Genomic DNA, 21,163 nt, shown 5'->3' on the forward strand with positions numbered 1-21,163 from the left:
AGCAGAGGCGACTTCTCTCGGAGAAATCAGGCTTTTCGCAGCTGATGGAACAGCCAAGCCTAGGCAAACGCCCACAATCGGTCGCCCTGCCGCCGACTGATTCCAAGGCAAGCTGCGGCGTCCTTCAGACTCAGTCCCGCGAAGAACCTGAGTTTAACGAGTTCGGCCTGCCTCGGTGAACTCCGCGTGCAACAGGCGTAAAACTTCGTCGAGTTCCAGCAGCCATTCACCAGGCGTATCCAAGGCGATCGTGACGCACGAAAGCTCCGGTCGCTTGCAATCCCCCCCACGTTTCAGTCGCTTCCGATCTCGTGCACGGTTGAGCAAGATGCGTCGCATGGCCTCGGCCGCGGCTGCAAAGAAATGGCGTTTACCCTCCCAGCCCGCAATCTGACCGGTGACCAAGCGCAGGTAGGCTTCATGCACCGAGCTAGTCGCATTCAGAGACGGATCGGCATGCTCATGCCCGAGTCGATCGGCCGGCAGTCTACGGAGTTCGTCGTACACCAACGGTAGTAGCTCCTAGGATGCATGCGGATCGCCAGCTTGGAACGCCGAAAGGATTTGAGTGACATCGGACATGGAGGTTAGCATAGCCAAACCCGCGCCTACCGGCCATTCGAGGGGATGCCACCAGCGTCACCGAAACACGCGATTGCAAGCCGATGAATTCCCAGATCCTGGTCACCGTATCCTCACCCGGCTCCATCGACCGGTGCACGCATTCAGAGCCGCTCCCCGGCTGTCGGCGAGATGCTCCGGTGGCCGACACCGGAGGACCAAATCTGCGCCGACCGCTGCGGATGAGCAAAGATTTTAGGCCACTTCTGCCGACGCAACTTTGGTATCGAAGGAATGTAGCCAATCCGAGTCGGATTGAAACACCCAAGCGGATCAGCGAACTAACCAAACTCCCAATTGTGCTGGTTCCCAAATCGGCAGACGGTTGTGCCCGAGGAGGAGCTGCGACCGCCAGCGCGGATTGCCCGGCCGACGATGTCGTGAATTTTGAAATTTCGCAAACGTACCGACTTCAAGCTGTCTGCCGGGTGTTCGGTCTTGGGAGCGGTCCACCCCTGGTTTTATCGTTAGTGTAAGTCCGTCCGTTCTTCGCCGTCGTTGATACCACCCATGCTGAGAGCCTTCTTTGGCTCGCTGCTTTTTATCTTTGGTCTCGGTCGTGAACTCGTCAGGAATTCGCAACTAACAGGTATTCCGACGATGAAACTTTGCGGAAGCCCGGCCAAAAGCACAACGCGAATGTCAGGGCCGCGAATGTCAGGGCCTTCGGAGCGATCCCTTACACGTTGCCGTTTGGGAATGGCGGAAACTAAGCAAATATGAACGCGACCAGCTTCGATGGCTGTTGATCGCCGTTTGCAACACTTCCGTCTTTGGGGGTGCGCGAACCGGCTCGTCGAACTACTTAAAACAGAAGCGAGCAGCTTTTGCCGGGCAATCATCGCCGGCAACTGCACAACTGACCTATTAGTTTCCGGCGGGCACCTTGGTCAATCAAAGCATCTACCCTTGCGAGGCAGCCCAAAATACTTTCGTGACAACGCTTCTTTTATTGGGCTCGCCTCCCATCGTTCGCTTGATATAATCGGCATGCCCGAGCGAACAGGGGGCGCGGCCTTTGGTGCCCGAAAGCTTTCGCTGGGTTCTGATGACGATGAAAATTGAGATTTCTTTTATAAAGAAAAGCCCCCTTGGCCGGGTGGCGGAATGGCAGACGCAGGGGATTTAAAATCCCCCGGGGTGTAAACCCTGTGCGGGTTCGAGTCCCGCTCCGGCCACTTTTCTTCATCGCAGTCCGTAAAACACGGGCTCTTATCGTCCGCCATGCTCTGGAGGACGCGGTTTGATGCCAGCCTAAAAAACTGCGTCACTCCAGGAGTGAGTCCGCCGAGGTCGGCTCTGGCCGAAGCGATACAACCGCGTGATGCATGGTGGTAATTCGAGCGATAGCGGGAATAAGCGAGCGCGGGGTGGGTTTATGCTCACAGGTTTGCTCGAAAAAAAATTCTGCAAAAGCTGACGCCGTGTCGCCTGACGGTTTCTGTTTCCATTGGTTTCTTAAGATTGCAAATTTGATGCAATCGGGATGATCCCACCAAAAAAGGAAAGAAGCCGTGTTTGAACGAATGTTCCCCTCTTTGTCGCCTCGCCGCCGAGCGTCGGCTGGAAGCCCCGGTAAGTTTGGCAGCATGCGCAGGCACCACTTGGAGATTCTGGAAACGAGAAGGTTGCTGGCAGCCAATCTGCGATTGCAGGAAAGCACTCCCCTGCACTTCCTAGCGAAGGCCGGCGATGACTCGCCAGCAGCGTTCGCTCGCTCTCCACATTCGGCGGAGATTGTCAGTCCAGCCCAGGTTGTGGAATTTGATCCGAGCACGCGTACCGAGGTTGTTCGCCCAGTCAATTTGGCCGATTTGCAGTTTGTGGATTCGATGGAGTCGGCCGCTCAGGAGATGGGCTACGAAGGCCTCTCTGACTTAGTCAGCAGTTGGTCTGACGGCACTTATGGTCCCGGTGGTCAAGATGGCAAACGGGGCGAAGACAAAGACACCGACGGGCCAGGGTTTCGTTATATTTTCGGCGACGACGGTCGCACCCGTGTCTCCGACACAACGGCGTATCCCTATCGCACTGTGGGCAAGCAGTGGCAGGAGTTTGGGACTTCTACTTACACATGCAGTGGTGCGATGATTGGCGCTTTTCACTTTCTGACCGCCGGCCACTGTGTGCATGACGGCAATGGTGGATCGTGGATGGATGACGTGACCATTTCGCCTGGTCAGGATGGTGATTATTTGGGTGGCACGCGAAGCGATGATCAATTCTATGGGGAATCGAGCTGGCAGTATGTGCGGACGTTTACCGGTTGGACGCAGAGCGGAAACTGGGATTGGGATATCGCCGTAGTGACCCTTGATCGCAATCTGGGTGACCACACAGGTTGGCTAGGGTACGGCTACAACACCGACAATAATTACTATAACAATACGGCTCGCACTTCGGGTTACCCGGGAGATCTCAATAATTGGACCGATGGAATGGGCCAGTACACCCAGACAGGAAACGCCCGCAGCTATAACATTTCAACTCATTTGTTACGGACCGACACGATGGATGTTTGGCCCGGTCAGAGTGGCAGTTCCTTGTGGTACACAACTTCGGGCACGGTTAGTCACGGGGTCGCTTCTCACCACACGACCATCGGCGGCGTGCCTGCGTACAACGCATTCACGAGAATTACCGCTGATAAATTCAATAGCATTCAATCTTGGAAGGCGGCCGATGCCACAGATCGGCCACCGACGGACCGCCCAGATCTGGTCGATTATGACGACTGGTTTGATACTGATTTTAAGGGCGTCTCCGATACCACGTTAACGCAAGGTCAATCGTTTTCCGCAACGACCTACACTCGTAACAACGGCACCGAAGTTACGGGAGATTACACGGTGCGTTTTCGGCTCTCGAGCAACACCACATACGAGGTCAGTGACACGTTTGTCGGAGACGTCAGCATGTCCTCGCTGAATCCCTTCAGCTGGTCAACGGTGAGTGCGGATCTTCAAGTTCCCAACGACATGGCGGGGGGAAGTTACTATTTGGTGTACAGCATCGATGCTTTCGGGGACTCGGCCGAGTTTGACGAAGGTAACAACCGTTCTCGAATTCCTGCATTAATTCAGGTATCGGTCGATACCAATGACCAAATTTCTGAAGCCTCCAATGCCAGCATTGGCGGTTCTGTGAGCGGTGCGATTTCCCCCGGATGGGATGTTGACATGTATCAATTTACCGTCTCTCAGGGCCAGCGGGTTGGATTCGATTTGGACCGCGCCGCGTCTTCTAGTTTGGATTCGGTGTTGAGGCTATTCGATGAAAATGGTGTTGAATTAGCGGTCAGTGACGATGATCCCGGTCCCGACCCAGAAGGCAGTGGGTTAGAATCCTACATAGAGCATACTTTTGCTACTGCGGGCACCTATTACTTAGGCGTGTCTGCTTATGCTAATTTTTCTTACAACCCGCTGACTGGCGGCGGCGATAGTGAGGGGGCGAATTTAGGGGGATACATCGTTTTTCTAAATGATATTCCTCAAAACTCTCCTCCCACAGACATTGGCTTGGACAATGATTCGATTCACGAGAATTTATCGATGGAAAGTAATCGTCTTATCGGACTCCTCGCAGCAGTGGATGCGGATGCTGATGATTCGCATACATTCTCGTTGGTTGATGGTGCGGGAGACGACCATAACGACGATTTTCTTATTAGCGGCGACCAGTTGTTGCTCAGAGCGGGGGCTGAGCTCGATTACGAAGTTCAATCGAGTTTCGCATTTCGCGTTCGCGCCGTTGATCAGGCCGGAGAATCGGTGGAAAAGCCGATGCTTGTGCAAGTTACTGATCTGGGAGAGATTGAGTCGATTAAGATCGGCGACGGTACCGCGCAGCGGAGTCGAGTGGAGCAGGTTCAGGTGGTTTTCGATGGCTTGATGTCGATTAACGCGGGGGCCTTCGAGTTACTCAAGCGTGGTGCCCAGGGAGGCGCCGTCGATTTGATTGTAAACAGTGCTGAAGTTGACGGACGCACCGTAGCCACGCTAACTTTTACGGGTGAGTTCGTGGAGCATGGATCCTTGGTCGATGGAAACTACCAACTAAACATGGTAGGAGAAGAGATCCTCGACGTCGACGGCAACGCCCTAGACGCCAATCGCGACGGAGTCTTTGGTGGTTCGCGACAGTTCGGTAGCAATCAAGCGGATAACTTTTTCCGCTACTACGGCGATCAGTCGGGAGATCGCTCCGTTAATTTCTTGGACTTCTTGGGTTTTCGCGGGACGTTTGGCCTGGCTGATGATGATGAGGGCTTCAAAGGAGAATTCGACTTTGACGCAAGTGGAGCGGTCAACTTTTTGGACTTCTTAGCTCTCCGCGACCGATTTGGTACGTCGCTGAACTTCGAATAAGCATCCTTCCCATGTCAGCCGCCTCAACCGCGCGAATCGGGCGAGGTGGCCAGCACTTTAGTGTCAGGGCTAGGCAATAAGGCGCTGCTGGCTTCGCAGCTGTTTGCGTTGTGCTCGCTTCGCTCGCCCCTGGCTCCTTGCGGGGGTGTTCGATAGACTGACGAGGTTTCTAGGCATGAATATACGCGGAATTTTTCGCGTGGTGTCTCTTTTTCCTCGAAATTTTTGGCCTCTGCATGTATATCAGCTTGGCGATGCTTGGTGGCCTAGTCGTGTTGGTGCTGGGGGCTGACTGGTTAGTGAAGGGCGCTTCGCGGTTAGCATTTACGCTGGGGGTTCCGCCGCTCATCGTGGGGTTGACGGTGGTGGCTTTTGGGACCAGTGCGCCGGAGTTAGCCGTTACGGTGAGGGCCGCGCTCGCCGGTGAAGCGGGGGTCGGTTTGGGCAACGTGTTTGGCAGCAACACGATCAATATACTTTTGGTGTTGGGAATCTCCGCGGCGATCGTCAAATTGCCAGTCTCACCGCAGTTGCTGCGAGTTGACGTGCCATTCATGATCGTCGTCTCCTTGGGGGCGTACTTGATGGCCTGGGATGGCGTTTTCAATTGGATTGACGGAGCGCTATTAGTGCTGGGGCTTTGTCTTTACTTGGCGATTCAGGTTTATCTCGGTAAGTCCCACGAAGACGTTATCAATGAGTTGATTGAGCCGGAGACGGCCGAGACGCGTAAGTCGGGGTGGCTGCGTTTGGTGATGCCGGCTGTTCTATGCGTGTTCGGTTTCTTTATGTTGGTGATCGGCGCTCACTACTTGGTCGATGGCTCAGTGAGGTTGGCCTCGTTGTTGGGAGTGAGCGACGAAATTGTTGGCTTGACCGTCGTTTCCGTGGGCACCTCGATGCCCGAAATTGTCACCAGCATCGTGGCTGCGGCTCAGGGGAAACGCGAGATGGCGATTGGTAACATCGTTGGCAGTAATTTGTTTAACCTAATGGCCGTGCTTGGAATTGCTTCTTGTGTCTCGCCGGAGGCGATCTCGGTCAGTGAGCAAATGATGCGAATTGACTTACCCGTGATGTTGATCGCCACGATTGCTTGCTGGCCCATCTTCTACACTGGTCGAGTGATCAGCAGGAATGAGGGCGCGGGAATGCTGATTTGTTATATCGCATACATCGGGTATCAGGTGTATCACGTTCTCAGCGTGCAACAGCAGGCAACATGAGCGTGTTGCCGCGAAAGCATGGTCCATGGACTATCAACGCTCAGCGTGAAGTCTACAGCGACCCCTGGGTGCGTGTCCGTCGCGACGAAGTGACTCGTCCCGACGGCAACCCGGGTAGTTACTGCGTGGTGCGGATCAAACCGGGGGTGTGCGTGCTGGCGATGGATGAGCAACAGCAAGTTCATTTAACCGAAGAGTTTCATTACGGCGTTGGCCGGATCACGCTGGAATGTGTCAGCGGGGGTGTGGAGCCAAGTGAGCAGACTCAAGCGGCCGCGGAACGTGAGTTGCTCGAGGAGTTGGGCATCGCTGCCGGTTGTTGGACTGACTTGGGAGTGGTCGATCCCTTTACCGCGAACGTGGTTTCGCCGACACGTTTGTATCTGGCTCGGGAACTGACTTTCGGCCCGACAAACTTAGATGGAGGTGAGGTAATCGAGCATCGCACGCTGCCGTTGGCCGAGGCAGTCGAAGCGGTGATGTGCTCAGAGATCACGCACGCACCGAGTTGTTTGGCGATCCTTAAAACGTCGCGTTTGTTGGCTGGAAATGACGGTTGTTTTCACTAATCGCTCTGCCAGTCGCTAGTCTGCCAGGAATTATTCTGCCAGTGCCTTGTGGTCACTTCGCCGGCGGGCGAAATGATGACTTGAATTGCCCCCAGTTCCGCCGTCACCAGCACGTCGGCACCGTTTTGTGAGAGCATCTGTTTGACCTCTGGCTGCCTGGCCCGCTCTCCGCCACTGACAATTACCAGTTTAGGACGTGCCCACTGTAGCATTGGGCTGGCGTCTTGAGCGACGCTACCGTGATGAGGTGCCATCAGGACTCCGCCACTTGTTGGCCGTTCGTAGCCGATCACGACGTCGGTGCCAGGCATCTCAAGATCACCGGGTAAAATCAGGCTGCGACCGGCAAACTGAATGACCAGCACGATGCTGTTGGCGTTATCGGAGCCGTCGAGTAACTCTGTCGGCGGGTGGAGGCAAGCGGCCCAAGCTGGTTGATTCGCCGCAGCCAGCAGGTCACCTGCGGCAATGATATCGACGGGCAGTGGGCGCTTTGTTAACGAGCGACGAAGCGGATCGAGGCCACGTTGTCGGTCAGCGAGCAGGCCCGGGGGCGTGACCAGCCTGCCCACATGAAAACGTCTTAGCAAGTCAGGAATGGCGTTGTAGTGATCAGCATCCGCATGTGAGATGATGATGCCGTCAAGTTGTGAAATACCTTCCGCCCACAAAGTATCTTCGATGGGAGCGGAACTCCACTGGGGATCACCCAAGCTGCCTGCGTCATATAGCCAGGTCCCTTGTCCCTTAGGAAGTTGCAGTAACACGCTGGTTCCGTGGCCGACGTCGATGAAGGTGGCTGCCAGTGAGTCACTGTTTGCGAGCGAGTCATGAGGTCTTTGGTGAGCCAGCCAGATTGCGACACTTAACCAGATTGCTGTCCAACAGCAGAGGGCTTTTCCTGACGCCAGCTTGCTTAGCCGAGGTTGAATTCGCGGTGCGAGGCCGGCCAGCAAGATCACGAGGTAAAATATGCCAACCCATTGAGCCGGCGGAGCTGGCAGCCAGAAATGTCCGTACGGAACCGCTGCTCCGCTGCGGACGATTAAATCTAACAGTAGAATGGACCACTCACACGCCCAGCCAAAGGGTGCCGCAGCAGCCCCGGCCAACAACCCTACCGAAGTTGTGATTAATCCCAGCACCAGACTGATGCTTAATGGAATCATCATTACCAAATTGGCAAGTATCGAGATGGGGGCTAAGACTTTATAGGCGTGCCAGACCAGCGGCATGGTAGCCACCCACATCCAGAAACTGACTACGAGACTCTGGCGAGCAAGTTTGGGGAGTTGACGACAATATTGTATCAACCAATGAGATTCTCTCTGCGCGAGGCGTTCAAGCTGGACGTCAGCGCGGGCGCCGGCCAGCACTCCGCGTCCGGCTACCACCAGGGTGATCACGGCTAGAAAAGAGAGCTGGGTGCCGGTATCGAATAAATGATTCGGTTTCAGCACCAGTAGCGTAATGGCCGCCAGCGCGAGTGAATTGAGTACGCTTGGTTGGCGTCCCGCCCAAGTTGCGAGCAACACGGCTCCCACCAGAATCGAAGCTCTCAAGACGGGCGGTCGGGCTCCGGTGAGGGCTGCATAAAAAATACAAAATCCGAGTATCACCGCGATTTGTAGCGTCCGCCTCCAGCCGGTCAGTAGCATCAGCAAACTGATCAACGTGGCTACCATCGCAAGATGTAAACCGCTGACGCTGAGCAAATGAACAGTGCCTGTTTCTACCAGTCGATCGTGCGTCTCTGGGGAAACGGCGCGGCGGCGGCCGAGGACCAAGGCGGCGGCCAACGCACCCGCTTCTTCGCCGACATATTTGTTGAGCACCTCGTTTCCTTCCGCGCTGATCCAACTGATTGCTCGCCAAATTCCCGGTCTACCCGATTGCAGCATTTCCAGTTGTTCGGGTTGGTCGATCCGCAGTCTCGCGCCGATACCGCGCAGTGCGTAAACATCGCGGAGATCGGTCGAACCAGGGTTGGAGGGGGGGCGGATTTCTTGCCAATGGCCGTAGGCAGTGACTTGATCGTTGATCAACAGGTGCGTTGCATCACCTTGGACAACCGTGCTGATGCCTCCGCTCATCGGCCGCCAAGTTTGGCCGTCACGAACGGCCGTTACGGTCAATTTCAATAAGGAAATGTGCGCGGAGGATTCGCCATCGCGGCGGAAGGCGGCGAGTGGGTTTTGGCGGATTTCTACGCAGCTGTGGACGACGCCCCGCAACACCACCGGCTCCCAGTTGGCCGGTGCCAGGCAGCTGACATCGCTCGCCCCGGGGGCTGGTTGCGACGCTTCGTGCCAAGCCGCCATGGCTGCAATCGCCGCCAGCGTTGTCGCGGCGGAAATTGTTGTTTTGCGGCGTGAGAAAAAACAAAATGGCAAAGCCAGCAAGACGAATCCGAACCAAGTAAAAATACCCAACTCGCTGACCAGGCCAATTAAAACTCCGGCCGCACAGGCGAAGGCGAGACGAACCGCCGGCAAATCAATAAGGCCAGTTTGCGGCGCGTTACAGCCAAGTCGGAGCGACTGAGCAGGCTGATCGATTTGCTGCAACGGGGCCGTGGTCAAGACGTTGCCAACTTATTGGGTAAAGCTTGGGGGAACCATATTTTCTCCGAAAGATGATAGCTTGCCTGGCAACAAAGCGAAACAACTGCTTGCCATCGAGACGGCAATTCAAAATTAGTGATCTTGAGTGATTGCAACGGGCGGACGATGAATGAACGAACTTGTTTAGCTACGTCTTGTCTCGACTTGCGAGCATGCAGCACTAGGCGCAAGGTCAAATATCGGGGGTGAGCCTTTGCTAGCATTGAAATTAGCGACACTATTGGTGATTCGAAGGTCGGCTGATGGATCATCTATGGCTCGCGTATGGAGCTTTCCCGAATATTCCATCTTGGCCGCCACGCAGCAGCAGGCGGAACAGACATTCCGGCACCAACTGCGGTCTTGGCTAGCGCAAGCACCGCCGACGGCGCGATGACACGAACCTACTCGGGCGTGTACGGTCAAAACTATGAAGTCCCTGCTGATGAAGGTGAAATTATTTCGCCTCAACCAGATGATCTGGTGCGTCAGATCAGCGTAATGTTGAACTATGAGATTAAGTAACTCGCTCCGCATGGATGGCATTAAGACTGTCAAAAAACATCCCGTTGCCAGCGGACCTCCTGTCGTGACCGCATCCGCATGAACCGTCGCCAGACATTGGAAGCCAACCTAGCACCCGGCCCGCCACATCAAGGGATCACGCCAATGGTGCTGTTGGGCGCTGAGGTGTTGCTGGGCGTTTACGGGCGACGGGGGAAGACTTTCCGTCCCAAACATTGCGGGTACCTTGTGAGCGGTCCCATGTCAGTCAGCAGAGGCAGGATAAACTTGATAGCGATTCCGTCGCTTCGCAAGGTCCGTGGCCAATTGATTCCGATCGACGCATGTTGCAATTTCAGATCCCTGGTCCACCATCGCCAATAGTATTCGAAGGTAAGTCACATCACTTCCGTGAATCAGGTCGATCGCTTCGGAATCGTCAGAGCCGATTGTTGACATTGATTCAAATGAATAAAATTCAAATCGATGTCGCAAAAACAGCGGGCGAAGTCTTGCCGCTAACTCGTTCAAATAGCCGTGTTGCCCGGAACGACGCAGATGTTCCAACACGCGATCCATCATCGGCGGCACAAACCCTATAACATGTATTCCTTGGTTCTGGCAATCCGCCAAAAACATCGCTAACTCATTTACCGCTTGTTCGTCTAGATGGTCGCCGCCGACAAATCGTCTTCCCTTTGGCGCGGGCAACGCGACCCCGAGCGGATCAGTAGTCAATAATTGGGTGATACGATTCCCATAATCGAACGAACCGTCGTTTCGAAATCCGGCAAGGTTGCTAACTGCGTTTAGTCCAATGAGCGTGACCGGAGAATTTGGTTGGGTCAGCGGAACGCGACCTCGGACAAGGTCCTTGTAGACTTTGGGTAGGCTTCTAAACCCCTTTTCAATATCGGTTGAGGTATTGATTGTCCACCGATCCGGCGAAGTGAGAGTGCCTTCGATCCAGCGTGTGTTAAACATCCATTGATCTAGGCCAATAATTAAAATTTTAGGATGATGAGCCGCAGGCAAACGTTCGGTGAATTCGCGAAACTCGGTGATCGGCGAGATTGTGTAGCCGGCATTGTAAAAAGAGCACCTGAACATTTCCTCTCGGAACTCGAGAACTCTCGATGAACCTAATGCGACAACGTCCTGTCGATCCATTGTCGCAAGTCGCCGCTGTTTTAAAAAACCATAATTGTCCTCGTTATAAGCGAAACCGACGAGCACTGGTTTTTCTTCGATTAGCCGCAGAGCGGATTCAATGTTGTAAAAACTTTCCCCGGAACGCGCAAGAACAACCAATCCGGGTAGACAGACAGTTGCGACAAGCAGCAAAAAAATAAAACATCTTACGGTGAATTTTCTTAGTTGGAGACGCTCTAGCTGGGGAGTTGAATAACTGTTTCTATTCATCGTCGTTTAAAATTGAAAATAGATGAAATCTTGTTGTTGACCTCCGAATACCAAAATTAGCCACAAAAGGGATCCGTAAATGGTCCAACGCAGGGGGGCTGAAGGTGGCGGCGAAGTCATTTCCAGAGGATGTTGTCGTCCGCGCTGAGCCCATTCGATGAGCAGGAAAAACGTGATTAAGACCCACAGCTCAACAGGAACGCTCAGCCCCGCCGTGGATGCATTAAAAGAGAATGTATGTTTTAAGTACGACAGTGCGTGATTCAGTGACTCTGCCCGAAAGAAGACCCAGGCCACTAGCGTTAATGAAAAAGTAACAAGGATTTGTCTAATTTCCCGCAGGGATGGCAACCAATTGTTCTCTGGCATCTCATGAGCAACGAACCGCCGATTCATTCCCGCAAGTTGCAGCGGCAGGAAGTAGAGCGAGTTAAGTAGTCCCCAAACCACAAACGTCCAGCTCGCTCCGTGCCATAAGCCGCTGACAAGGAAAACGATGAAAGTGTTTCGAATCATTCGTGCTCGAGTGACGCGACTACCTCCTAGCGGTAGGTAAACGTAGTCTCGAAACCAGGTTGAAAGCGAAATATGCCAACGTCGCCAAAACTCAGCAACATCGCGTGAAAAATAAGGGAAAGCAAAGTTGCGCATTAGTGAAAACCCAAACAGCCGAGATACGCCGATCGCGACATCTGAGTAGCCTGAAAAATCACAATATATTTGCAACGAAAAGCAAAACGCCCCCGCGATTAGAGCGATACTACTGAAGTTCCCGTGGTCATTGAAGGCCTGATCCGCGTACAGCCCACAATTGTCGGCGATCACTATCTTCTTAAAGAGTCCCCACAAAGTCTGACGAAGTCCGTCTACCGCTGCACTATAGTCAAAGACCCTGCGGTGTAGGAATTGTGGCAGCAGGTTGGACGCTCTTTCGATGGGGCCGGCGACCAGTTGTGGAAAAAAACTAACAAAGACGAAAAAGGCTACCGCGTCATGTGTAGGTTCGATGCGGCGGCGATAGACATCGATGGAATAACTAAGCGTCTGGAAGGTGTAAAAGCTTATTCCAACCGGCAAGACAATATCAAGACTTCCCACTGAGGTGGTAATGCCAGCCTTCGACAGCAGGTCGACAAAGCTATCGATGAAGAAATTATAGTATTTAAAGACCCCGAGCATGCCCAGATTGAAGCTGACACTCACCATAAAAAGCGATTTTCGCGTCCACGCGCTGCGTGGCTGCGATAATGCGAGTCCGATCGCAAAATCAATCGCTGAGCTTACGAAAATCAAAATTAAGAAGCGCGGATCCCACCAGCCGTAAAAGAAGTAGCTTGCGAATAATAAAATTAGGTTCTGAAATCGAACGTTTCGCTGGGCGACGAACCAATACATCATAAAGACGATTGGTAAAAAAACTAAAAAAGGGATCGAATTAAATAGCATTTCTTTTCCGTCGAACGTATCACCGACTTACGAGTGATCTCATAAAGCTGCCTGATGTCGGGATGACTTCCGTTGGTTGTGTTGGAAGCCGAAGGAAGCGATTTATGTCAGGTGCAAAGCGAGAGGTAACTAAATCCCGTAGTGAGCATTGGCGTTACACTGGACGACCGACAGGGGGCATGTAAAGCAACTGGTATGCTCTGAGCTGGATTACACCCATTGTCTCCCTCAGTCGTGAGACGCGCGCGAGGTTAGGCTATGTTGCTGAAATCTATGCCGCTCGTCTGGGGGCCGCATCTAGGATGGCTTGGTAGTAGCAATCGGCCGGGATGGGCAAGACATTCAGCCCGGAATCATGTAGGTCGTCATAGACTTGGGTGATCTCTCTAACTAGGTTTTTCGGTGTGCCGCTTGGCAAGAGTGGGACGACGTCAAAACAAGTGATTGGGACTCCATAAATCAGTTGCAATGACCTCGCGGCTGAGGACATGTAGGTTGCAAACGCCTTCGGTAAATAGCCTTCATGAAGTGCGAATAATTCTACGAGACAACGAAGACGCTCCGAGTTGGCAGTTCCCTGGTTTTCTCGAGGGTGCAAGATGTGTCGGCACCGCTCGACGCCATGAAGTCGCTTGGCGTGCTCGATGAGACGTTCGGTTTCGACGCGTATTCCCAAGTCCTTTTCAAGTGGTTGAGATATGAACACTAACTCATTGCGAATAGGGTATTGTTTTTTTATTCGTTGCCGAAGCATACGATAGTCGTTTTGTATTCTCCGGTTGGCTTCCAGCTGAAGATTGTAGCTGGTGAAGAATCTTGCATTGCGCAAGCATGGAAATTCAGCTCGCATGCCTGGCAAGAAACGATAAATCAGTTTTTTTGAGTGGGTTTTCTGTTGTAATGCTGATTCGGAGCAACCAGCGCCCCCATCCGTAATGATGAGTTCTTCATGATTGACTACGTTAATCAGGTGGCGGAGTTGGGTTTGAAATCCGCCTGCATACAACAAGGAACAGGGGGAAACCTCTTTATTTATTTTTTTTGAAAGCCAGGGAAACAAAATCTGATCCAATTTAGTTGCATGCAGATTCCATACTTTCTCCCAGCAGTCATCGATTAGAGAGTCGGTCAATCGCCTGAGCTCATGATTTAGGGCGGCCGATTTGCGTGGACTTTGAACAAAGACCAGATAATTCTGTTCTCCGCTGTGAAACCGGTCTCGCGCTTCGGTTGCATTCAAAATCTGTAACGGTGTGCAGGCTAGATATAAATTTTTCATTTTCGAGATTGCCGTTAGGATTCGCCGTGCTCCAGCACCGAAAAAGATTTTACCTTTTAACCTGGCGTGAAAAGTATTACCCAGTGATGAGGCGTTTCGTTATTTGTTTTCGCTTACGCTCTCACGCAGGTTTGTTGATTGATTTGAGGGAACGTTTCGCCCAAGTCTTGATGAACCGACAAGCGATGTTGTCTGATGATCGTGCTAGTTGTCCAATCAGACCATATTTAAGCGTAAACCCTTTTGCTTCCATTCGCTTGCCTGATGTCTCGACATATCGCAGCGGGTTCTGGTCATGGCAATGGTAATAAGCAAAGCGGGCCGCATTATCCGCATTCTTTGGTGGCAAGTTATGTGACAATAGAGCGATGAATTCATGGAGACTACTTGGGTTGTACGACACATCGAGTTCATCGAAGTAGGATGGGCCTAGCATGATTACTGGTTTCTTTGCCCAGCACGCCTCCACTGTAATTGTCGAACCGAAGGTTACGACGGTATCGCTCCAATCCATTAATTCATACGAGTTGACTTGATCCGTAGGAAAATAGATCTTGGTATTAGGTAATTCGGAAACTTGATCGAATGGAGAAACAATATCTCCCGCCACATCTGCCTGATTCGGGTGGAAGCGAATGCAGAAGAAAATTTCAGGATTGGCTTTGCAGGCCGCCTCAACAATGGGAGCGTAATCTGAAAACGGAGAGTCCCAATCCCTTCCCAGCGATGCAAATTCATCCTGGCTGCTGAGGAAGATGCTTACCCGACGTTTGTTTTCACTCTCTGGTGGGGCGATGAACGTTAATTTATGTTTCTTGGCAAATTTATTTCCTGACGGTAGGCGACGCTTTGCAAAAAATTGCGTGGCAAGCTGTATATCAATTGGCTGACTCGCGATACGTCGTTGGATCGCTTTTCGATCATGAACGACATGCCCAAGGTGGATGATTGGTTTCTTACCGCCTGCGGTGATTTCCAATGTATTGAATGGTAGGTTTGCCGACTTGGCTGCAATAATGGCAGTCTTCGAGCAGGCGTGCCGACCATTGAAGACTTCAACATGCTCAAATTGTTCTGACTCAACCAGCCGTTTCATCGATTTCAAAACGCCACTTGCCGTGGCGTAATACCGCCGACGGATCCGGTCAAGAATGGGAACTTTCTTGCACTCAAGCGGCAACGTCCGGAAAGATGAGATGAGTCCACTATTCACCCCCTCGACAACTTGTCGTAGCTCACTGAGCTTAAGGGCGGGGGTTGATTCGGTTTGCGCGTTGGTGACATCCAAGGCGACTACAGGCAGGCCGCTGGCTTGGGCCGCATCGCGTACACGCGCTTGGCAGATCACACAGGAAAGGGGGTTGCCGGTGTAGTTGACCGCGCACGTACCACCTCTTGCATTGCAGTAGCTGACGACCACCTGATTTCCGTTTTCTTGTAGTTCTTTTGCGCGGGCCATCGTTACTATCAAATGTTTTCGCCACAAAGGATAAGCCGCGTGGATTAACACTTTCTCTTTGTGAGCCGCGTCGGTATCGATTTTCTTGGGTGGTTTCACCTCTTGCTCGGCTTTCATTGAAACTTATCCGAAGAGTGTCTGTTGTTTTTTCTAATGCCACTTGTCATTGAGATTTCAACGGGGTGTTTGTCATCGCGATTTAGAGGCGACTGGAGTACCTGAGGGACACCGCGGCTGGTGGCAAAGCTGATGGGAAGCCCTTGAATTTTCTTAAATTTACAGAGGAACTTCTCGAATTCCGTCGAGTCAATCAGGCACTGTGGTGCTTGGAATTAAAGATGTTACGCCCCACCAAGCAAGTACCGATCAGGCTTTCCGGTATGGGAAGATGCGAGAAGGTTACAGCACGATTGCATTTTGCTTTATTGTTTTTTCAATACAGCGTACATGGTGTCGCTGGAGATTAGTTTATCGAAAAACGTTTGATGACTATGAAAACCGGCTTCGTTGGCAACTCGAGCAAGCGTTGCTGGTGTGAAATAGTTGGTATGATCGGGAAATCGGAAGCCGCACCATTTAGAGCCTCGAATGACCCGGTTAATGCTGCCAAAATTCGGGACTTTTAGGACAACAATCCCTTTATCGTTCAGTGCTTTCTTGACTCGCTTCAGCAGCAGCAGGGGTTGACTCTCGTGCTCGAAAAACGATGACATGATCACCACATCAATGCTGCCGGGCTCGAGTTGTGTGGCTCCTTCAAGCGCGTTAGCCTGATGTACATAGCCACCAAGCGGTTTGACGGTTTCGTTAGCGAGTTTTGCACTCTCGAGTGAGACTTCGATACCATGTGGTACGATGTTTAGATGTTCGGCTTGGAACCTATTGTAAAGATCCACCAATAGGCTACCGGTCCCGCAGCCAATATCTAAAAACCTAAGTTGTTCGCCCTGAAGAGCTTTAGGCAGGTGGGTGCGGGCGAGTGAGAAAAATCGATTTCGTTTGGGAAAGAGCAAGAGCTTCAAACGTGCAGCGCGGACAGATAATGAGCTAATCAAGGGTTCGGTTTGCTTGCGGCGAAGTTTTTCTGCCGCCGATGTCACCTCCCAGGCGAGCTCTGATGATAACCGCGAGTAGTCCGGCGGGTTATGAAGGAAGACGAATCGCGTTTCCTTGCAGCGTACAATTCTCCATTCACCCCTAGAAAAGGGAGTGGGTTCGACTTCCGTGGCTCTACCAAGAATAGGACAAAGCGTAATCATTCTGTTTCCTACATGAGCAATCATGACTTGACCACCACTCAAGCCCTCAAGTGAGGCTGCGGAAAGTCTTATAGCTGAGGTGACTAGAGGCGACCATGGGAATGATTCGTGGACTGGCCCTACTGACCTAGGCATGTTAGCGACAACGAATCGAGGCGACAATAGCGATTTCGATATAGGCTAAATGACGCTAATGCTGGCGGCTTTCGCACATTGGGCGTCCCTGAAGCGAACCCTCAGCAGGTCGGGAATCGTCATTAGTGAGGGCATGGGGCTTAGTATTCAGTGATCAAGGTTGGCCTAGTCGTAGCGTTGAGGGATTGGTTATAGATTTCTAAGGTATCTTCGTATTTGCCACAGCCCGAGTTAAGCCAGAGAGGTTCAGGTGACGCGATCCTATCCGATGCAATGCGCCGAAGCGCAAGTAGAGTCTGATTTTGCGTTGCCTGCTCGCAACCCAGGGACTGAGATCCGGCAGCCCTCGCGGGCGATGGTGATTGCCCCGTCGCTAGGATGGCGATTTTCTGGTATCAACGCCACGATGGAGGCTCTGCTGCCGGTGATGTCGCGGACGATTCCGATTGCTTGTTGCGGTCGCAACTTGAGTTCCCGGATGCCGGTCGTCGGGTTGCTGAAGTGGCTGGCATCGCCGCAGCGGCATCGCTGGCGAATTTGGCACGCGCGGCGCAACAGCGATATGTTGGCCGGGTTGTTGCTACGACATGTTTTTCGACAGAAGCTGATACTCGTTTGGACCAGCGCCGCGCAGCGACACCACCGCTGGTTGACTCGTTTTTATTATCAGCGGATGGATGCGGTATTGGCGACCACGAAATTGGCCGCCGACTATCTCAAGTGCCCAGCCGAGGTGAGTCATCACGGAGTCAATGTTCGCGAGTATTTTCCGGCACACGACAAATCATTTTGCCGACAGCAGCTGAACATTGAAGATCGGCCGACGCTGGGGGTGTTTGGTCGGGTGAGACCGCAAAAGGGCTCAGGGGATCTTGTCGAAGCGTTAACAAGCGTGCTGGGCGATTATCCCGCTTGGCAAATCTTGTTTGTTGGCCAAGTGACTCCTGAATACGTTGCTTATCGCGATCGCTTGCAGTGTCAGTTAGCGGCTGCCGGTTTGGGAGAGCGGGTCCATTTCACTGGATTCCTAAAGGATTTCAGTGAGTTGCCCAAGTGGTACCAGGCAATGGATGCGGTGGCCTGCGTGTCGCGGAACGAAGGTTTTGGAGTGACTTGTTTAGAAGCCATGGCGTGTGGAGTGCCAGTCTTGGCGACTTCCGCCGGAGCGTGGCCCGATATCATCGAGCCGGGACAAGATGGGTGGCTGGTTGGTGCTGCCGATGTGCCCGGTTTATCGCGGAGTTTGCAGGAGTTGTGCGAGACGACGCGAGAGGACTTAGCCGCAATGGGTAAACGAGCGCGTGCCAAAGTTTGTGCCAGCTTTGCTATCGAACATGAAAGCGATCGGCTCATCGCTCTCTATGATCGCTTGTTTGAGCAGTTCGGCGAGCGGGCCTGGCGAGATGTCGCTTAAGTCGCCTTTCGCCCCGCGAAAAGGAGCTAAGCAACTCCCCACAAGTCACCAAACAAAACGGAATCAGCCGGAACGCGGTAGCGTCCGGTTCCGCGGAACCGGATGCTCTCTACCGCTCAACGGCTGATATAACCGAACCACTCATCTCGAGGTGCTTAAGTACTTTCACGGAGCGAAAGTCGACTTTGTTGATCATACTTTCGCGGAGCGAAAGGCGACTTTGTTTGGTTTGCTGCGGTGAACTGGCTCTCCCAACGGTTGGCTAGCAAATGTTCTTCCGCGTAGCCGCTGAGTTTACGAATCCGTTGGCGAAGGTAGGCGGGCCGCAGATGATAGCGCCAGGGGCCGTAGCGAAACGCTGCCTTGAGCGTTTGCTGGGCCGCGTCGCTGGCAAACGGTCGTGTCGATACCTGTGCCGATTTACGGAACAGCATTTCGACGTTCTCGTGGGACGGAAGTGTGTATTGATCCACCAGTTCAAAGCCATTGTGTTCCGCCAGGTGCCTCATTGTCTCATGCGTGAAGTTATGGATGTGGGCGAAATGAAAGAGCTTGGCCGGAGGCGCAAAAGGACCAGCTAAGTTGGGGCATTCGATATACAACAAGCCATCTTCATGCAGTAGTTGATGGATTTGTTGGAAGGCGGAGGTGGGTGAGCGGAGGTGTTCGATGACGTGCACGAGCAGGATCGCTTGATGGGTTTGGTCGCCTTTCAGGTTTTCCAGCGAGTCGTTTGTGACTTTTGCCTGCAAGTGATCGACCGCGTATTTTTGAAAATCAAGATTCGGTTCGATGCCAGAAGCGGGTAAGCCGGCGTTGCTGAGTGCTTTGACGTTGCAACCTAGTCCGGCACCGATTTCCAAAATGGGTGCGCGGCAGTTGAATTGGGGAATCAATCGAGCGGCAATGCGACAACCATTCTTCCAGGCTCGCATTACACGCCGCGGCGACGGTTTCCGCTCGCCGTGGTACTGCCAGCGGTATTCGTGGGCGTAAAAATGCTGCAGCTGCTCGGCCGTGGGAATTTCATGGTGCGAAACGAGGCCGCAACGCTTGCAGATATCGGTCAGCAGCACGTCGCCGCGGCGATCACGATCAGAAATCGTTTGAAAATCGTTTGCCTGGCAGAGGTCGCAGCTTTTGGCAACGGCAAGAGGCGCTGTCGGCAAGATCATGGTGAGCTCAATAGTCCGAAAGGTCGGCAAAATTCGTAAGGGGCACCCGGTAGAATAAAAAGAATGCCAGATCTCAGGCAAGATCAATCGAACTGAAAGTAATCGCGGAGAAAGCCTTGTCGCTCGTCGGGTGGAGTCTCGGCGAATTCAATCAGCGCATAAAGTCGTTTTTGGTCGGCTCGTAATTTGTCCGCGATGCGTTGCTCGTCAAGCAAGATTTCGGGGATCGGTCCGAGCACGTCGAAACAATCGGGGGGGTGGTGCCCAGCAATCACTTGGTGACGGTCGAATAAGGCCAGCACCGTTTCTAGACGATGGTCGTGACGACTGACCCGTTGCAAGCGTTCGCAAAGCCACTGCAGTCCGTAGCCACGCACTTGCTCGTTGTGTTCGGTGAGATAGTGATAGGTCCGCGAAAAAAAATCGAGATCAGGATTTCGCCAGCCGATGAACTGCATTTGCGTCATCAAATCGGCCGAATCGTAAAGCCAGAGGCATTGGCTGGGAGCGCCGTCGCGCCCCGCACGACCAACTTCTTGATAGTAAGCTTCGATCGATCCCGGCGTTTCGGCATGAATGACGAAACGAATATCCTCTTTGTCGATGCCCATCCCAAAAGCATTCGTGGCCAGCACTGTGGGGACGCTGCTGCCGAGGAAGGCGTCTTGGATTTTTCGCCGTTGGTCGCGGGGCAACTGGCCGTGGTAACTGACATGCTCGATGCCGCGGCGACGCAGTTCGTCGCTGAGCCGTTCGAGGGTCTTGATCAAGGTGACGTAGATGATCCCTGAATAGACTGGTCGACCGTGCCCTTCCGTTTTTCTCAGGCCTCCCACTTGACCCTTCCCTCTCATTTGGTCCTGCCCTCCCATTTGGCTGGCCTTTGCCGGTTGGCCCGCAACGCCCTGCTCCGCTGCTGACGCTTGCCATTGGTGAATCGTGCGACAAATTGCCTCAATTTTTTCATCTTCGTCCCAAACTTTTTGCACGTCGAGCGAAAGATTAGGGCGATCGATCCCTTCGTGAAAGATTTTTACGTGGGCCTGGTCGAGTTGCATTTGGGAGAGGATGTCGTCGCGGACCGCGGCGGTGGCGGTGGCGGTGAGGAAAAGTGTGGGGGGGTGGTCGAGTTGTTGGCGAATTTCTGCGAGCCGAGAATAGTCGGGACGAAAGTCGTGTCCCCATTGGCTGACGCAGTGCGCTTCGTCGACCGCCAGCAAATCAACCTGACGCGTGGCCAGGGCTTGGCGAAATTCAGGTTTTCGAAAGCGTTCCGGGGTAACATAAAGCAATCGATAGCGACCGGCAGCCAGCTCGCGGTACCGCCGTTCACGTTCGTCCGTTGACAGTGATGAATTAATGAGCGCAGCGTCAATTTGGCGAGCTTGTAAGGCGTCGACTTGATCTTTCATCAAGGCGATCAGGGGGCTGAGCACGATGGTCAGGCCCGGCCTGCCCTTGGCGGCAGTTTCGTGGGAGGCAGTTTCATTGGCTGCTAAGGCGGGGATTTGATAGCAGAGTGATTTGCCGCTGCCCGTGGGGGCGATCAGCATGGCGTGCTGACCGGCCGCGACGTGCCGAATCACTTCCAATTGGCAGCCACGAAATTTAGGGTAGCCGAAGACATTTTGCAAAATTTTTGTAAATCGATCTGTCACCGAAAGTGTCTTTGTAGTCAGGC

16 protein-coding genes and 1 tRNA gene are annotated in these 21,163 nt (G+C 53.1%); 7 read left to right on the forward strand and 10 right to left on the reverse strand.

From position 1 onward, the window contains the following. Positions 1-59 precede the first annotated feature (59 nt). Positions 60-230 carry an ECF-type sigma factor gene (locus SH139x_RS06420; RefSeq protein WP_488354452.1) on the reverse strand — a complete coding sequence of 57 codons (171 nt, stop codon included), beginning with the start codon at positions 228-230 and terminating at the stop codon, positions 60-62. Further along, positions 154-507: an ECF-type sigma factor gene (locus SH139x_RS06425; protein ID WP_488354453.1), complete on the reverse strand. Its 354-nt coding sequence runs from the start codon at positions 505-507 to the stop codon at positions 154-156. Before SH139x_RS06425 ends, SH139x_RS06420 begins: the two co-directional genes overlap by 77 nt. A 1,207-nt stretch (positions 508-1,714) precedes the next feature. Between SH139x_RS06425 and SH139x_RS06430 the strand changes: the two genes are divergently transcribed. From SH139x_RS06430 to SH139x_RS06445, 4 genes are all read left to right on the forward strand, one after another. Further along, positions 1,715-1,799: transfer RNA gene (locus SH139x_RS06430), tRNA-Leu, on the forward strand. A gap of 336 nt (positions 1,800-2,135) precedes the next feature. After that, complete coding sequence (locus tag SH139x_RS06435) at positions 2,136-4,991, forward strand: pre-peptidase C-terminal domain-containing protein (RefSeq protein WP_488354454.1); 2,856 nt, start codon at positions 2,136-2,138, stop codon at positions 4,989-4,991. A 236-nt stretch (positions 4,992-5,227) separates the two neighbouring features. Further along, positions 5,228-6,217, forward strand: a complete 990-nt coding sequence (locus tag SH139x_RS06440; protein WP_488354455.1) for a calcium/sodium antiporter — start codon at positions 5,228-5,230, stop codon at positions 6,215-6,217. After that, positions 6,214-6,786, forward strand: coding sequence for an NUDIX hydrolase (locus tag SH139x_RS06445; protein ID WP_488354456.1), 573 nt, complete (start codon positions 6,214-6,216; stop codon positions 6,784-6,786). The genes SH139x_RS06440 and SH139x_RS06445 overlap by 4 nt, the downstream gene beginning before the upstream one ends. Here SH139x_RS06445 and SH139x_RS06450 read toward each other — a convergent pair. Next, a complete protein-coding gene (locus tag SH139x_RS06450; RefSeq protein ID WP_488354457.1) occupies positions 6,783-9,368 on the reverse strand; it encodes a ComEC/Rec2 family competence protein in 2,586 nt (861 codons plus the stop codon). The two genes, SH139x_RS06445 and SH139x_RS06450, sit on opposite strands and share 4 nt — an antisense overlap. A 295-nt stretch (positions 9,369-9,663) precedes the next feature. Between SH139x_RS06450 and SH139x_RS06455 the strand changes: the two genes are divergently transcribed. Further along, positions 9,664-9,786 carry a hypothetical protein gene (locus SH139x_RS06455; protein WP_488354458.1) on the forward strand — a complete coding sequence of 41 codons (123 nt, stop codon included), beginning with the start codon at positions 9,664-9,666 and terminating at the stop codon, positions 9,784-9,786. After that, a complete protein-coding gene (locus tag SH139x_RS06460) occupies positions 9,783-9,914 on the forward strand; it encodes a hypothetical protein (protein ID WP_488354459.1) in 132 nt (43 codons plus the stop codon). Before SH139x_RS06455 ends, SH139x_RS06460 begins: the two co-directional genes overlap by 4 nt. 243 nt (positions 9,915-10,157) lie before the next feature. Here SH139x_RS06460 and SH139x_RS06465 read toward each other — a convergent pair whose 3' ends face one another. The 5 genes from SH139x_RS06465 to SH139x_RS06485 all read right to left on the reverse strand — a co-directional run bounded on the left by SH139x_RS06465 (position 10,158) and on the right by SH139x_RS06485 (position 16,782). Further along, positions 10,158-11,315 (reverse strand): hypothetical protein, encoded by a 1,158-nt coding sequence (locus tag SH139x_RS06465; protein ID WP_488354460.1) that lies wholly within the window; start codon positions 11,313-11,315, stop codon positions 10,158-10,160. Positions 11,316-11,321: 6 nt separating this feature from the next. Then, complete coding sequence (locus SH139x_RS06470) at positions 11,322-12,761, reverse strand: MBOAT family O-acyltransferase (RefSeq protein WP_488354461.1); 1,440 nt, start codon at positions 12,759-12,761, stop codon at positions 11,322-11,324. 271 nt (positions 12,762-13,032) lie between these two features. After that, positions 13,033-14,040 carry a hypothetical protein gene (locus SH139x_RS06475; RefSeq protein ID WP_488354462.1) on the reverse strand — a complete coding sequence of 336 codons (1,008 nt, stop codon included), beginning with the start codon at positions 14,038-14,040 and terminating at the stop codon, positions 13,033-13,035. Positions 14,041-14,161: 121 nt separating this feature from the next. Next, positions 14,162-15,616: a capsular polysaccharide export protein, LipB/KpsS family gene (locus SH139x_RS06480; protein WP_488354463.1), complete on the reverse strand. Its 1,455-nt coding sequence runs from the start codon at positions 15,614-15,616 to the stop codon at positions 14,162-14,164. 305 nt (positions 15,617-15,921) lie between these two features. After that, positions 15,922-16,782: a class I SAM-dependent methyltransferase gene (locus tag SH139x_RS06485; RefSeq protein ID WP_488354464.1), complete on the reverse strand. Its 861-nt coding sequence runs from the start codon at positions 16,780-16,782 to the stop codon at positions 15,922-15,924. Positions 16,783-17,143: 361 nt separating this feature from the next. Between SH139x_RS06485 and SH139x_RS06490 the strand changes: the two genes are divergently transcribed. Next, positions 17,144-18,307 carry a glycosyltransferase family 4 protein gene (locus SH139x_RS06490; protein ID WP_488354465.1) on the forward strand — a complete coding sequence of 388 codons (1,164 nt, stop codon included), beginning with the start codon at positions 17,144-17,146 and terminating at the stop codon, positions 18,305-18,307. A 155-nt stretch (positions 18,308-18,462) separates the two neighbouring features. Here SH139x_RS06490 and SH139x_RS06495 read toward each other — a convergent pair whose 3' ends face one another. After that, on the reverse strand, positions 18,463-19,482 hold the full coding sequence (locus SH139x_RS06495) for a class I SAM-dependent methyltransferase (RefSeq protein ID WP_488354466.1): 1,020 nt from the start codon (positions 19,480-19,482) through the stop codon (positions 18,463-18,465). Positions 19,483-19,565: 83 nt separating this feature from the next. After that, positions 19,566-21,140, reverse strand: coding sequence for a RecQ family ATP-dependent DNA helicase (locus SH139x_RS06500; protein ID WP_488354467.1), 1,575 nt, complete (start codon positions 21,138-21,140; stop codon positions 19,566-19,568). Between the last annotated feature and the right edge of the window lie 23 nt (positions 21,141-21,163).

The sequence above is a fragment of the Kothea flammea genome, assembly GCF_052161645.1.
Lineage (GTDB): Bacteria > Planctomycetota > Planctomycetia > Pirellulales > Pirellulaceae > Laterigemmans.